12 protein-coding genes are annotated in these 15,331 nt (G+C 57.2%); 2 read left to right on the plus strand and 10 right to left on the minus strand.

Annotated elements, in window-relative coordinates:
• Positions 1-112 precede the first annotated feature (112 nt).
• From MRS74_RS12425 to MRS74_RS12445, 5 genes are all read right to left on the minus strand, one after another.
• Positions 113-1,075, minus strand: coding sequence for a hypothetical protein (locus MRS74_RS12425; RefSeq protein ID WP_254580612.1), 963 nt, complete (start codon positions 1,073-1,075; stop codon positions 113-115).
• Between the two features lie 136 nt (positions 1,076-1,211).
• A complete protein-coding gene (locus MRS74_RS12430) occupies positions 1,212-1,556 on the minus strand; it encodes a hypothetical protein (protein ID WP_254580613.1) in 345 nt (114 codons plus the stop codon).
• 1,355 nt (positions 1,557-2,911) lie between these two features.
• Positions 2,912-4,333 carry a sodium-dependent transporter gene (locus tag MRS74_RS12435; RefSeq protein ID WP_254580614.1) on the minus strand — a complete coding sequence of 474 codons (1,422 nt, stop codon included), beginning with the start codon at positions 4,331-4,333 and terminating at the stop codon, positions 2,912-2,914.
• Between the two features lie 106 nt (positions 4,334-4,439).
• Positions 4,440-5,522, minus strand: coding sequence for a Glu/Leu/Phe/Val family dehydrogenase (locus MRS74_RS12440; protein ID WP_254580615.1), 1,083 nt, complete (start codon positions 5,520-5,522; stop codon positions 4,440-4,442).
• 32 nt (positions 5,523-5,554) lie between these two features.
• Complete coding sequence (locus MRS74_RS12445; protein WP_254580616.1) at positions 5,555-9,061, minus strand: indolepyruvate ferredoxin oxidoreductase family protein; 3,507 nt, start codon at positions 9,059-9,061, stop codon at positions 5,555-5,557.
• A gap of 1,008 nt (positions 9,062-10,069) precedes the next feature.
• Between MRS74_RS12445 and MRS74_RS12450 the strand changes: the two genes are divergently transcribed.
• Both MRS74_RS12450 and MRS74_RS12455 read left to right on the plus strand, forming a co-directional pair.
• The gene (locus MRS74_RS12450; RefSeq protein ID WP_254580617.1) at positions 10,070-10,777 is read left to right on the plus strand and encodes a P-loop NTPase family protein; all 708 of its coding nucleotides are present in this window, start codon (positions 10,070-10,072) and stop codon (positions 10,775-10,777) included.
• A 393-nt stretch (positions 10,778-11,170) separates the two neighbouring features.
• Positions 11,171-11,572: an H-NS histone family protein gene (locus MRS74_RS12455; RefSeq protein WP_254580618.1), complete on the plus strand. Its 402-nt coding sequence runs from the start codon at positions 11,171-11,173 to the stop codon at positions 11,570-11,572.
• Positions 11,573-11,689: 117 nt separating this feature from the next.
• Here the strand turns inward: MRS74_RS12455 and MRS74_RS12460 are convergent, their stop codons facing one another.
• The 5 genes from MRS74_RS12460 to phnC form a co-directional block, all read right to left on the minus strand.
• Positions 11,690-12,154, minus strand: coding sequence for a tRNA (cytidine(34)-2'-O)-methyltransferase (locus tag MRS74_RS12460; RefSeq protein WP_254580619.1), 465 nt, complete (start codon positions 12,152-12,154; stop codon positions 11,690-11,692).
• A gap of 84 nt (positions 12,155-12,238) precedes the next feature.
• Complete coding sequence (locus MRS74_RS12465; protein WP_254580620.1) at positions 12,239-12,883, minus strand: histidine phosphatase family protein; 645 nt, start codon at positions 12,881-12,883, stop codon at positions 12,239-12,241.
• A gap of 52 nt (positions 12,884-12,935) precedes the next feature.
• Positions 12,936-13,757, minus strand: a complete 822-nt coding sequence (gene phnE, locus MRS74_RS12470) for a phosphonate ABC transporter, permease protein PhnE (RefSeq protein ID WP_254580621.1) — start codon at positions 13,755-13,757, stop codon at positions 12,936-12,938.
• A complete protein-coding gene (phnE, locus tag MRS74_RS12475) occupies positions 13,754-14,560 on the minus strand; it encodes a phosphonate ABC transporter, permease protein PhnE (protein WP_254580622.1) in 807 nt (268 codons plus the stop codon). The genes phnE (MRS74_RS12470) and phnE (MRS74_RS12475) overlap by 4 nt, the downstream gene beginning before the upstream one ends.
• Complete coding sequence (gene phnC / locus MRS74_RS12480) at positions 14,548-15,315, minus strand: phosphonate ABC transporter ATP-binding protein (RefSeq protein ID WP_254580623.1); 768 nt, start codon at positions 15,313-15,315, stop codon at positions 14,548-14,550. Before phnC ends, phnE (MRS74_RS12475) begins: the two co-directional genes overlap by 13 nt.
• Positions 15,316-15,331 lie beyond the last annotated feature (16 nt).

Here is a 15,331-nt window from a genome sequence, read left to right on the forward strand (position 1 = left end):
CGACAGGGACTTTCACCCTGCAAGATGCATCAAGCTTCGCTTGACGCACTAACGCCCGCATTTGCGGCTGGTTTGGAGCGTAGCGGAAAACCAGTCCGACAACATGCGCTTGTTAAATTTCGTTAGTTTCGAACTGCGCATGCCACCGCCTTGCAATCGCACTTGTCTCTTTAAGGTCTATTTCAGGATAGTTTTGATGGATGAATAGAGCAAAACCGTCAAGAGCCGCCTGAAACTCCGTATAAAGTATTACTAAGTGATCAAAGAGATCATTTTCATTTTTGTTTCTACAAGCATCCATGGGCATAGGAAATATTAAATTATTTGTATTCCCCTGATACTCATATACAAAACGACCGCTACAAATTATCTCATACCACTTATCGAGCCAGGAATTTAACTTTAGGTTCAGAATTTCATCATGAATGTAAAAGGAAGGGTTGTACCTTATTGGATTGAAATAATCCGACCCACAAAGAAAATCTGAATCCACCGACTTTGGGGCCATTTGCGTTGCATAAGGAATGCTTTCGACATCGATATACGCCAACAACCCTTTTAAGTTGGATATATCTCTTTGCCTCAAGTCTGGACCAGAAGGCTGTTTTTGCTCTGAGCTTGAGAAGAGTTGAGGATAATGGCGCTGGACTGTATTTATGTCTTTAGTGAGGTCCTGAACAATATCGCTCCAAAAAAGGATGCCAACTGAGAACCTTCCTTCTTTCGCCCTAGCTATCGACAAGCTGCGCACATATTGTTGCAACTTTACATCTGATGGAGATGTTGTAGCAATAAACAAGGTTGTAATAGCCGGCTGAAAACCTTCCGCGTTATTGACTTCAACATCAATTATTGATTCGTTAATTGAGTTGGTAGTTAGTTTGCACTGAATACCAACTAAACGCGCCAGATCGTCAGTCCCATATATATCTACACCATTTTGCTTTTGCCCTTGCCTCCCATGCATTGTAAGGTCAAAGGTCCGCCACCTGAGCTCCAGAGCACTTTTTACAATACCCTCAAATTCTTCCCAGCCGCTTGGCGCGGGGATCATCATATTTGCTAATGTTGGCAAGTCACCACTCCGTTTAACTTATTCACACACCTGATTAGAAATTTAACGCCGCGGTTTGGGGCTGACATGGAGCGCCAGCGGAATGACAGTCCCAGCCGAAGGCGACAACACCGCCTTGTTAGGCTTTAGTGCCAAATTATAATTGTTTTGATACAACATAAATGTCTACACCACTCATTGAGCACTCCTCGGAGGATGCATCGTTTACAGTGATTACTTTAATAGTGCTACCATCTTTCAAGGTGAATATCACATGATGCACTTGCTTAAATAGGTCCCCACCAATTTTTTCTTGAGCGATACGCTCAATACTGGTTTTAGTAAAATCAACTGTCTCTGGGGTGACATAGCCGGAATTTTTCAATTGAGTATAAGCTATGCTCGTTGCCCAGCGGTTAACATCGGTGCAATAGTCAGCGTTTTCAGCTTGAGAGAAATTACTGAACGAGGAAAAGATGATTATTGCGATGATGTTTCTCATATTGGAAGCCTAACATTTGTATCGTAGCCTCGGAGGCCGATTTGCCCGAGGCCAGTATCTCCTGATGATTTTTCACCAAAAAATGGGCTCAAAGCCAGGCACCATCAGCCTTCCAAGTCATCTGTTCAATCGAACTGAATCTGACAAAGTGATCACCAAGCCTCATATCCACATTTTCACATCAATCCGTAACCTTTTGATCGTAAAGAAGTATTAGCACATATTTAGCCGCATACCTAGATACTGGCCTCCAAGGCCGTTTATCCGGCCGGATTGACCGAAAGCGCCAGAAACCACGCTACCGCCCTAACGATAACGAAATGCAGTCCTGCGATGCAGGCAGAGCCAGGAAGAACGGAGGGATAGAGCTTGGGGAGGGAGTTCACCCAGCCTGGCTTCCGATGCTCAGCTGACGATGTTCTTTATTTTCGATCAAAATCAGGCACCAGTACTCCGTCGGTGCCTTCAGCATAATGCCGAAAGCAGGGGCAAGGAGCAAGGGGCTAGAGAGAGGAGCATGGGGCTAGGCGAAAGGTGAAAAAGGAACAGCCGTGATTCGTCATGGCGTCATGGCGGCGTACCGCCGCACGGCGGTGCGGCGCCTGACGGAACGCCGTCCCGCGGAAGGCCGCCCCGAGCAATTCGCAAGTTCATTAGCACCCTACCAAAACCCGTGCCCCGCCACTCCATTAGCACCAATACATCAGAACGGCTTACATCCCCCCTTTTGAAGCCGGCGAGCACTGACGTCATTGGGCGATCAGGCCCGCAGGGGCGATGACAGGGACTGTCGAGCTGCAGATTAGGAACAGGATGTTCCGTTAGCTGCACCCGCACAATGGCGTCAGAGCGCAGCGGAAAGGCTTCATTGGGGCGCGCTTCCTTTGCCTACTTTCCTTGTCGCGTAACAAGGAAAGTAGGTCGCCGAAAGGCGAAATACGTGCGTCACCAAAACCACATATATTCCGGTTTAACGGAGGCTTATCCAGCAGCAACCAAACGGGCATGTAGATATGCATTGCATGAGCTGCCGAGCCGCAGATTAGGCACAGGATGCTCCGCTCTGCACCTTGGCGGAAATAGCGCCCGCACAATGAACTCAAAGCGCAGCGAAAAAGCTTCGTCGCGGGGCGCGACTCCTACGACTACCGCAAGCTTGTGCAGGGAATCAGGCTCCGCCGTACAGAATGAACAGAACGGCCTTTATCCCCTTCGAGCTTCGCTCGCAGTGCGGGCTCCCACATAGAACCAAAAAGGCAGAGCGCGATGGCGCCCTGCCTTTTGACTTTCTTTTTGTCTCTTTAAATCCAGCAGATTGCCGCTTAGCGCTTAAAGCTCACGGCTTACCGCTGCCCTTACAGCAGGTTGTAGATAAATACGATGGCCACCGCGATCGGGGTCACGTAGCGCAGTACGCCGTACCAGAGCGCAAAGCTGCGCCCCCCCATCGACAGTTCGTTTTCCAGCGCCTGGCGCGCCATGAACCAACCCACGAAGACCGCCACCAGCAGACCACACAGCGGCAACAGGATGTTGGCGGTGAGGAAATCCAGCAGATCAAAGATGGTCTTGCCTTCGAAGGCGGCGAACATGCCCAGCGGTGCAAAACCCGACCATTCATTCAGCGACAGTATGGAGCCGATGCCCAGCAGCCAGGCGGCGATGCCGGCGCCCAGGGTGCTGATCATGCGGTTCAGGCCACGGCGCTCTTCGAGCCATTCCACCAGCGGCTCCAGCAGCGAGATGGCCGAGGTCCAGGCGGCAAACACCAGCAGCACAAAGAACAGGGTACCGAACAGGCTGCCAAAGGGCATCTGGGCAAAAGCCAGCGGCAGGGTCTGGAAGATGAGGCCGGGGCCGGCACCGGGTTCAAGCCCATTGGCAAATACCAGCGGGAAGATCGCCAGCCCCGCCAGCAGGGCCACGCCGGTATCCATCACGGATACCAGAATGGAGGTACGGGCAATGGACACGCCCTTGGGCAGGTAGGAGCCATAGGCCATCATCACGCCCATGCCGAGACTCAGGGTAAAGAAGGCATGACCGAGCGCCACCAGAATGCCTTCGGTGCTCAGCTTGGAAAAGTCAGGCTGGAACAGAAAGGTCACCGCCTGACCGAAGTAGCCGGTGGTCATGGCATAACCCACCAGCAGCAACAGCAGTACGAAAAGCGCCGGCATCAGGATGGTTACTGCGCGCTCAAGGCCACCGCGCAGGCCGCGGGCCACCACCAGCATGGTCAGCGCCATAAAGAGCGTATGCCAGATCAGCAGCGTGCCGGGGTCCGCCAGCAGTCCCGAGAAGATGGCGCCAATGCTCTCGCTGCTCTGGCCACTGAGCTGGCCCGTACCCGCAGTGCCTACATAGGACAGCGCCCAGCCACCGATCACCGAGTAGAACGACAGAATCAGGAAGGACGCCAGCACACCGATGCCGGCCAACCAGCGCCAGCGGGCGTGCAGCTTGTCTCGCTGACACAGGATGCCCATGCTGCTGACGGGGCTGCGCCCGCCACGCCGACCGATCAGCACCTCGGCCATCATGATGGGAATACCGACGATGGCGATACAGAGCAGGTACACCAGCACAAAGGCACCGCCGCCATTCTCACCGGTGATGTAGGGGAATTTCCAGATGTTGCCCAGGCCCACGGCAGAGCCGGTCGCGGCCAGGATAAAGGCCATGCGTGATGACCAGAAGGCCCGCTTGGGCGAGGTTGCGCCGCTTGCGCTGGACGCTGCGCCCGACGCGGCGGCTGAGGTGACAGATTGAGTCATGTGAATCTCCGTGTTGCTGTTTTTATAAGGAGGAGTTTTTACGGATTTGTCGGTTGGGTTAAGGCCTGCGGCCTCCACCCAACCAGTGTCTTGTCTAATCGGTTGTTCAGGCCACCTGCCGCGCGCCCTGCTCCTTGCTCGGCTTGAAGCGTTCTTCCGCCAGGCGGTTGGCAATAACGCCGGTAGGCTGCTGGCTCAACGCGGCCCTGGCAAAGATTTCGCTCAGCGTATCGCCAATGGTTTCGACATGCCGGCGCACGGCCTCGGCATCGTGACCCTTGCGCTCGTAGCAGACATCGATAATGCCGCCGGCGTTGATGACAAAATCCGGCGCGTACAGGATGCCGCGCTGACTCAGGGCCTGATCGTGGCGCGCCAGTTCCAGCTGGTTGTTGGCAGCGCCGGCCACCACCCTGGCCTGCAGCCTGGCAATGCTCTGGTCGTTCAGCACCGCACCCAGGGCGCAGGGCGCGACAACATCGACATTCAGGCTCAAGATTTCATCCCCCGCCACGGCGGTGGCGCCCAGCTCATCGACCACACGGGCCACCGCATCGCTGTGAATATCATGCACCCAGAGTTTGGCGCCGGCATCGCTGAGCAACTGTGCCAGCCGATAACCGACATTGCCGATACCCTGTACCGCCACCTTGAGTCCTTCAAGGTCGCTGCGACCCAGTTGATGCGCCACCGCCGCCTTGAGCCCAACGAAGGTGCCATAGGCCGTGGCCGGTGACGGATCACCGTTGCTGGGCCGGCCATCGAAACCAGGGCGCGCCGCAACACCGGCCACATGGCGGGTATGCCGCCCCATCACCTGCAGATCAGCCACACTGGTGCCGGAATCCTCGGCGGCGATATAGAGGCCGCCCAGCTGTTCCAGAAAACGCCCCATGGCTTCGAGCAGCGCTTCACTTTTGTGGGCCCGGGGATCACCGATAATCACCGACTTGCCGCCGCCCAGGTCCAGGTTGGCCAGCGCCGACTTGTAGGTCATGCCCCTGGACAGGCGCAATACATCGCGCAATGCGGCTTCGTCACTGGCGTAAGGGAACATGCGGCAGCCGCCGAGCGCCGGCCCGCGGTTGCTGTTATGCACCGCAACTATGGCCCGCAGGCCGGTTTCTTCGTCACTGACAAATGACAGGTGCTGATGGTTATCAAATTCCGGGTGACTAAATACGGACATGGTGTTTTTTCCTTGAATAGGGGATTCGATGTTCAAACGGCAGCGCCGGTCACGGCATCTATAATCTGGGGCTCAACAGAGCGTACCGGGGCGCACAGCAGGCCGCGCAGACGCTCGCGCTCTGGCTGCACCTTTTCCCAGGCGGCCTCTTTTACCGGACCATAGCCACGCACCTGCTGTGGCAGGCTGGCCAGAGCTCTGGCGGCGCTCAGGTTCTCAGCGCTCAGATGCTCGATAATCCAGGCAATATCGGCTTCGTACTCGCGGATCAGTTCCCGCTCCAGGCGTCGGTCGGCGCTGTAGCCAAACAAATCCAGTGGTGTGCCACGCAGCACTCTGGCCTTGGCCAGCAGCCCAAAGGCCGTTTCCATCCAGGGGCCAAAGGTGCGCTTGCGCGGACGCCCGGCCGGCTGTTTTTTACCGAACAGAGAGCCCAGAAAGCGGCCGTCCAGCAGTGGCGGCGCCAGATTAAACTCCAGCTCCACCTCACCTTCGAACTGCTCTGCCAGCAACGTGCGGAAGCTGCCATCGCTGTACAGCCGCGCCACTTCGTACTCATCCTTGTAGGCCAGCAGTTTGGAATAGCTCTCGGCCAGGGCCCGCAGCAGCGAGCTGTCGCTGCTGCCCATCGCCGCAACACGCGCCTCAACCTTGCGCAGCTGCGTCTCGTACCGCCGTGCCAGGGCCGTATTCTGATAGTCCCTCAGGTGGGCCTTTTCCCGTGCAATCAGCTGCTCCGGCGTTTCAATAATTTTCAGCGGTACCGCCGTGGGATGCGCCAGCTCGCGCACCCGTTCCAGATCATGGGCCGCACGGCGGCCCCACAGAAATGCCTGCTTGTTCTTGCTCACCGCGGCGCCATTCAGTTCGATGGCTTTTTCGATAGACGCGGCTTCAAGCGGCAACAGACCCTGCTGCCAGGCAAAGCCCAGGGTGAACAGGTTCACCGCCATGGCATCCCCCATCAGCGCCAGCGCCAGATCCGAGGCATCGAGGAAGAAGCTGCCATCCTCGCGGCAGGATTCGCGAATGCTGCGCTCCATCGCCGCCCCCGGGAACTGCAGATCCGGTTCACGGGTAAAGGCCGCCGGCATGGCTTTCTGGGTATTGACCACGGCGCGGGAGAAACGGCTGTCGAGCTTGGCCAGCGCATCCAGGCTCGCCCCCACCATCAGATCGAAGGCGATCATCAGATCCGCCTCCCCCGCCGGAATGCGTACCGCCTGAATGTCCTGCTGGCGATCGGCAATACGTACATGACTCACCACGGCACCGAATTTCTGCGCCAGGCCCGCCTGATCCAGCACCGCCACGCCCTTGCCCTCTATATGGGCCGCCATGCCCAGCAGCGCACTGACCGTCACCACACCGGTGCCGCCAACGCCTGTGAGCAGAATGCCATAGGGGTTGTTCTGGCCGGCGAACACCGGCTCCGGCAGCTCGGCAAAGGCCACCTCGGTGCCGATGCCGGCGGGTTTGCGCAAGGAACCACCCTTGACGGTGACAAAGCTCGGGCAGAAACCGCGCACGCAGCTGAAATCCTTGTTGCAGGCCGACTGATCAATGGTGCGCTTGCGCCCGCGTTCGGTCTCCAGCGGCAGCACCGACAGGCAGTTGGACTGCACGCCGCAATCGCCGCAGCCTTCACAGACCGCAGGGTTAATCAGCACCCGCTTGGCCGGGTCCGGCAGGGTGCCGCGCTTGCGCCGGCGGCGTTTTTCGGCGGCACAGGTCTGGTCGTAAATCATCACCGAGCAGCCTTCGATTTCGCGCATCTCGCGCTGCACCGCATCCAGATCTTCCCGCGGGTGGAAGCTGGTGCGATCGGCAAAGTCGGCCCGCGACGGGTACTTGCCGATATCGTCGCTGACCACGGCAATACGGCGCACACCCTCGCCATAGAGCTGGTGGCTGATCTGCTGCACCGTGAGCATGCCGTCCACCGGCTGGCCGCCGGTCATTGCCACGGCATCGTTGTACAGCACCTTGTAGGTAATGTTGGCGCCCGAGGCGATAGCGGCGCGGATAGCCAGCAGACCGGAATGGAAATAGGTGCCGTCACCCAGGTTCTGGAATACGTGTTTCTCATGGGTGAACGGTGACTGGCCGATCCAGGTGGCGCCCTCGCCGCCCATCTGGGTAAAGGTATCGGTTTCGCGGTCCATCCAGGTGGCCATGTAATGGCAGCCAATACCGCCCAGCGCGCGGCTGCCTTCGGGTACCACAGTGGACGTATTGTGCGGACAGCCGGAACAGAAATGCGGCGTGCGCTCCAGCAACTCCCGCGGTTCGGCCAGGCTCGTTTCCTTGTCGGTCAGAAAGCTCAGCCGCTCGTTCAAGCGGACGCTGCTGTAGCGGCTCTGAATGCGCGCGGCTATAACCCGGGCCACCATGGCTGGCGTCAGTTCGGCGATGGAGGGCAGCAGTTCGACGCCCTGCTCGTCACGTTTGCCGACGATGCGCGGCGCCTTGTCAGTGCCGTAGAGCTGTTCTTTAAGCTGCTCCTCGATCAGGCCACGTTTTTCCTCGACCACCAGTACCTCATCGAGACCGGCGGCAAATTCCCGCACGCCTTCAGGCTCCAGCGGCCAGGGCATCGCCACCTTGTAGAGCCGCAAACCGATGGCGGCACATTCGGCTTCACCCAGGCCCAGATCCGTCAGCGCCTGCACCACATCCAGGTAGGATTTGCCGGTGGTAATGATGCCAAAGCGCGCATCACTGGTGGAAAAGATCACCCGATCCAGCCGGTTGGCGCGACAGAAGGCTTTGGCAGCGTCGAGCTTGTAGCGGTGCAGGCGCTCTTCCTGCTGCAGCGGTTTGTCGGGCCAGCGGGCATTAAGGCCCTCGTCCGGCATGGGGAAATCCTGCGGCAGGCTGATCTGCACCCGGTGCGGGTCCAGGTCGGCGGAGATGGAGGAATCCAGCACCTCGGCCAGCGCCTTGAAACCCACCCAGCAACCGCTGAAACGGGACATGGCCCAGCCATAGAGGCCGTAATCCAGCATTTCCTGAATACCGCTGGGATGCAGCACCGGCATCATCGCATCACTGAAGGCATAGTCGCTCTGGTGCGGCAGGGTGGAGGACTTGCAGGCATGATCATCGCCGGCCACCGCCAGTACGCCGCCAAAGCGGGAGCTGCCAGCCGCATTGGCGTGCTTGAGTACATCACCGGTGCGATCAACACCCGGCCCCTTGCCGTACCAGAGCCCGAAGACGCCGTCGTACTTGGCGCCCTGGAACAGGTTCACCTGCTGCGAACCCCAGACTGCGGTGGCGCCGAGGTCTTCATTGATACCGGGCTGAAAATGAATACGATGCCGGGCGAGATAGTCCTTCGCCTCCCACAGCGTTTTGTCGAAATTCCCCAGCGGAGAGCCGCGATAACCGGAAATGAAACCCGCGGTATTCAGGCCCGCGGCCTGGTCCCGCTGTGCCTGCAACATGGGCAGGCGTGCCAGCGCCTGACTGCCGGTGAGATAGACGCGACCTGCGTCCAGCTCCCATTTGTCATTGAGACTGATGTCATGACTCATACAGATTCACCCTGAGCCTGCAGCAACCTGCGCCCGTGACGGGGCCGGTGTTACAGACGATCAACTGCCAAAAATGGAAATGCGCGATGCTACGGAATCAGAACCGTGGCGCTGCGCCTGAAGTCAGTGATGGTGAAGCAGATATGCGGGCCGGGCCGCCGGTGGAGAGGTGCGCACAACGGCGCGCCTTGAGCAGGTGTTGCCAGATAATCATGTAAAATCCTCGTCCCTGGCCGGATCACGGCAAGGCAGCAAATCTTGTTGTTATTGTCCGGCGGGCTTGTCCCCGACCGGCTTTTTTTGATTTCCAGCATCGCGTCCTTGTGAGACGCGAAGTCGAGACATACTAATAAGGGTTTACGCGTACGTCAACCTGTAGTCGAAGCCCGTTTCACACTAGCGCGGGACAAAAGCCGAACGCCTGAATGAAATTAATCGACCCGGCAACATTCAAACAAAAATAACCCCAGGAACAGCCTGTTAGAGGCTCCTTCAAACAGTACCCGGAAAATCCGGCCCATATAAAATGAAATCACCTCATTCGCAGCAGCCTGCTGGCGCGAACATACCGACCTCGGCGACACTGATACAAATGCGCCCAATCGCATTTGTCATCTGATGCTACCGAGCAAGGCGCAAGACCCGTTCGATAACGCTAGCTCGAACAACTGAGACTCAACGGCGCCTTACCGCCTGATTGGTGCGATTACTGCATCACCCACCCGATCGCACAAGGGCTGGGGCGTCAGCGTCTTACCCCCCTGAGCGGCGGGATGCTAGCCGCCGAAACAAAGCAGGTGTAGTGTCGGAGCTGGCGGCAACGGGCAGAGGGCAAAGCCGCACCAAGACGGTGCAAACGAGGCTTTGCCGCTGCGGGATAACCGTTGCGGGGCATCAGGGCCCACGGCTTGGGTTCCCCTTGATCGATACAGCGCCAGGGATCTGTACGCTGTAGCCACTGTAATTATGATCGTAACTGTAGATTGACATTAACGAGGATTGTTATTGATGAGCAGTATCCATTTTATTGGCGGGGAGAAAGGCGGCGTAGGCAAATCAGTGCTTTCACGCTTGCTGTCGCAGTACTTTCTCGACCGCGGCCAACTCTACCTCGGACTGGACGCCGATCAGTCCCATGCCACGCTGAGTCGTTTTTATCCGCAGTACACACGCCCGGTCAACCTGGACTCATACGACAGTATCGACCAGATCATGGAGTTCGCCACTGAAGGCGAGCAGCAGATCCTGATAGACCTGCCGGCCCAGAGTGAGCGTTTTCTGGATCGCTGGATTGATGAGAACGGCGTGCTCGACATGTGCGCCGAATTGCAGATTCCGCTGCTGTACTGGTATATCGTCGATGACGGTCTCGATTCAGTCGCGCTGCTGGAAACCTTTCTGGCCAAATACGGCAGCCGGATGAATATCGCCGTTATCAAAAACGAGGGCCGCGGCACTAACTTTGCCACCATCGATGCCATACTGCACAACACTCCTGCGACAACCGGCGGCAGCACCCGGCATGCGGCGCTACCCGCCCTGCACCGTGAAACCATGCGCAAGATAGACGAGCTGAGTTTCAGTTTCTGGGGCGCTGAAAACATCAAGGACAAAAACCTTGAGCACCTCAGCCTGATGGAACGCCAGCGCACCCGCGTCTGGATTAAAAAGACCTATGCTCTGTTCGACGAACTCTTTATCGGCCAGCCCTGCTAAATAACCCCTACACTCAGGCCGTTTGACAAACAGACGGCCTGAATCGCCCCCTTGCGACGATAATTCAGTCTTAACGCCCCCCGCCACAGCGCACAGCATCGTTAAAGCCAAAAGTCACTGACTCACTACTGGCTCCGAAAGTTCCATCGGCCTTCGTCGTATCGGCATTACAAAGCACAGCGGCATTTCCGGCAAGGCAGGAAGCTACGATATTTAAAACAGACAAACGCCCGTTTCAACCAAGGACTAAAACCTGTGCCTTCCCTTAGGCTATTCGCTCAGCTACTCTGCAATCCAGATTGACTTGAAACTTTACCTCTGCATTTAATTTGCTAATATAAATTTATTCTGTAGAATCCAGCACGATCTCAACATGACACAGGTGACTATTAAATGAGCGAAAACGAGTTCACTTCTACACTGCTGCGCAAAAACTCCCTGCGTAAAGCCGTGACTGAAATCTCCGTCGCAGAACTGGAAAAAGTTCTTTCCGACCTTCAGGAAATCCGCGACGAAAAAGTTGCTGCAGAAGAAGAACGCGCAGCCGCTGATGCAACTCGCCTGGAAGCCGTTAAAAAGATCCAGGCTCAGATGGCCGAACTTGGTCTGTCCGCCGATGATCTCTCCGCTGGCGGCGCCGCTGCCACCAAGAAGGCTTCTGTACCGGCCAAGTACCGCCTGATCGACGCTGATGGCAAGCCGCACGAATGGTCCGGCCGTGGCCGTACCCCGCGTGTCTTCCTGGAGCGTTTTGAAAAAGGCGCCAAGAAAGAAGATTTCCTGATTCAGAAGTAATCAGGCGTTAAGGCCGGTTAATACCGGCTTTAAACGAACTGCTATTAAAAAGCGCTGCATCCCCAGGGATCAGCGCTTTTTTGCGTTTTCAACACTGGAAAACGCCCAATGTACGAATCAGACTCCGCCGCTGAACCCCTGCTGCCGCCAGGCCTCATAACTGATAATCGCCACGGCATTGGACAGATTCAGCGAGCGGTTATTGGGCATCATGGGAATACGAAGCCGGTGATCCGGCGCAATACTTTGCATGACCGCATCCGGTAAACCACTGGTTTCAGAGCCAAACAAAAGCACATCATCGGGCCTGTATTCAATCTGGTCGTGGGGCTGAGTGGCCTTGGTGGTACAGGCCAGAATACGCCGGCCCTGCATGGCGATTATAAAGGCGCCGTAGTCTTTATACCGGTGCACAGGGGCAAGATCATGGTAATCCAGCCCCGCCCGACGCAGATTCTTTTCCTCCAGATCAAACCCCAAGGGCTCAATCAGATGCAGCGTGCAGCCATTATTGGCCGCCAAACGAATAATATTGCCGGTATTGGGTGGGACCCTCGGCTCATAAAGTGCGATATGAAACATGCAACGCCAGCCACTGTCAGCCGTAAAGGCAGCCATTATACATGGGCATTTGAATTAACCGGTATGCGCGGTGATTGTCAGACACTAACGGATCAGGAAGCCTGACGGCCAGGATTGACCCCGGCTCACCAGAGGCCTTATTTCGGCGGTCTGGTGATGGGATATCCGCCGGTGGGCACAGGCGGCCAGCCCGACAAAGGCGGTTTGCAGTATTTGCACCCAGTCACCGTGGGACACCAGCAACAACACTTCTCCGGCATGGCGCGTTTCCAGCGCCCGTAGCGTATCAAGCCCACGCTGCAGGACGCAGGATACCGGTTCGACGCTCCCCTCTCCCCGGTTCCCTGCATCCTGTCTCGCGTTATCCATGCAGCCATCAGTGTCGGCTTCATCCTGCTGCCACACCTGCCCGTAGCCGCTGTCCGCCAGGCCTTCCCAGCGCCCGAAAAAGCGCTCCCGCAGGCCGGCATCCAGTTCAGGCGATGGCAGCTCAAAATGGCGTGCGGCCAGCGCCGCCGTTTGCCGTGCGCGCAGGAAATCGGAGCTGATGACCCGCGCCGGCCGCGGGCCATCAAAGTGCGCCAGCGACGCCCGTACCTGACGCTCACCTTCGGCGGTCAGGCCATAGGCGGTCGTGCCAATAGACGGCGCACTGACGATGATCCCGGCCACATTAGCCTCACTCTGGCCATGGCGCATCAGGTAATAGCTATTTCTAAATTGCGTCATGGCCGCTGCTGCCCCCCAAAAAAGTCCTGAATAACCCGGCCTCTGGCCGAAATCAGAGAAGTCGCTTGCGGATATTCACCACCAGAATTTCCGCCAGTATCACCACGACGAAAATCGCCAGCAACGCCATGGCCACACGCTGCCATTCGAACAGGTTCATGGCGTCGCTGAGTACAACGCCAATACCGCCAGCCCCCACCAGGCCAAGCACCGCCGACTCACGGACATTAATGTCCCATCGAAACAGCACTATGCTGAAAAACGCTGGCAGAATCTGTGGCCAGTACCCCTTGAGCAGAATCGCGGTCCATGACGCACCTGTCGCCGTCAGGGCTTCGATGGGGCCCATATTGATCTCTTCGATGGCCTCCCCCAGCAGCTTGCCGACAAAACCTACCGAACGAAAGGCGATGGCCAGCACACCTGCGATCACCGACGGACCGAAGATGGCCACAAACAGCAACGCCCACACCAGGGAGTTGACCGAACGGGACGATACCAGGAAAAAGCGCGCTATCCAGTGGCACCAGGGCGATGCCACCACATTGCTGGCATTCATCAGCGCCAGCGGAATGGCAAAGATCAGCGTCAGCAGCGTACCCAGGGTCGCGATATTAAGCGTTTCGAGCATGGCATCGTGCACCGAAACCGGATAGTAGGCGAAGTCTATCGGCCACATGCGGCTGAACATGTCGGCCATCTGTTCGGGCGCATCATAGAAAAACTCAGGAATCACTTCCACCGTCTGCATCGAGAGCACCAGTGCCATGATCAGCACCAGATAAACCGCATAACGCGACAGTTTCTGACTCAGGGTAAAGCGCTGCCAGTGATGATCGATGGCGGTCTGGGGTGTCGCGGTCGATGTTTTCATTTGAAGATCCTGCGCACCAGATTGGAAATAAACTCACCAAACATGATCAGGGCAATAATGACGATCAGGATGGCGGCGACGAAATCGTAGTCAAAGCGCTGAAAAGCCGAAAATAGCGTCCCCCCCAGGCCGCCTGCACCGACGATACCCACCATGGTGGAGTTGCGCAGATTGGAGTCCAGCTGGTAGGTAGAAAAGCCCAGAAAGCGTGAAAACACCTGTGGCATCACCGCGAAGAGGACGACACTGACAAAGCTGGCGCCGGTGGCACGAATGGCCTCGACCTGCTTAAGCGAGATTTCCTCTATGGCTTCGGCAAACAGCTTGGCGATAAAGCCAATGGAAGCGACCACCAGGGTCAAAATGCCGGCCAGAGCACCGAAACCCACGCTCTTGACGAACAGGATGGCGATAATCACCGGATGAAAGGTACGACAGAGCGCAATCAGCGCCCGCACCGGACTGCTAATCCAGCCACTCATCAAATTGCGCGCCGCAAAGAGCCCCAGAAACAGCGACACTACTATGCCGACAAAGCTGGCAATCACGGCAATTTCCAGGCTTTCTACCAGGCCGCCGAGCAGCAGTTCCCAGCGGCTGAAGTTGGGCGGAAACATCTTGTCCAGCAGATTGCCGGCATAGCCCATGCCTGTACTGATACGCTCCCAGCTCAGCCCCAGCGCATTGATCGAATACACCAGGTAACCCGCCAGCAACAGCCAGATAACGGTGACGAACCAGTTGCGGGCAAACGGATTGGGCCGCGCAGCAGGGGCAGGGGTAACGGAATCTACGCCAGCCATGATTCACCTCCATAAATCAGTTTCAAATGCGCATCGGAAATGCCTTCCGGGCTGCCGTCATACACCACCTTGCCGCCGGCCATGCCGATCATGCGCTTGGCAAAGCGCCGGGCCAGGGTTACGTCGTGGATATTCACCAGCGCCGGAATATTTTTTTCCTGCGCAAAGCGTTCCAGCAATTCCATAATTTCCACTGCGGTCTTGGGGTCCAGCGAGGAGGTCGGCTCATCCGCCAGCAGAATGCGCGGATCCTGCATGACCGCCCGGGCAATGCCGACACGCTGGCGCTGGCCGCCGGAGAGGCTGTCGGCACGTTGGGTGGCGTGGGCGCTCAGGCCCACCGCATCCAGCAGTTCGAAGGCCGTATTGATATCCTGCTGACTGAAATTGCGCCGCCAGGCACGCCAGGCCGACATATAGCCCAGCCGCCCGGTGAGCACGTTTTCGATCACGCTCAGGCGCTCCACCAGGTTGTACTCCTGGAACACCATGCCGACATGGCGGCGCAATTTGCGCAGCTCGCCACCCCTGGCATCGCACAGATCAGCCTGGTCAAACATGATCTGCCCGGCGGTGGGCTCGATCAGGCGGTTAATACAGCGCAGCAGCGTACTTTTGCCGGTACCGGAGGGGCCTATAATGGCGATAATACCGGGTTCAGTGATCGTAATATCAATGCCCTTGAGTATAGGGTTGCCACTAACATATTCTTTTTTAAGGCCTTTAATCTCAAGAAACGCCTGAGCAGAAGACATAGCCAAATCCTGTAAA

The organism is Marinobacterium sedimentorum, from assembly GCF_024267675.1.
Taxonomy (GTDB): domain Bacteria; phylum Pseudomonadota; class Gammaproteobacteria; order Pseudomonadales; family Balneatricaceae; genus Marinobacterium_A; species Marinobacterium_A sedimentorum.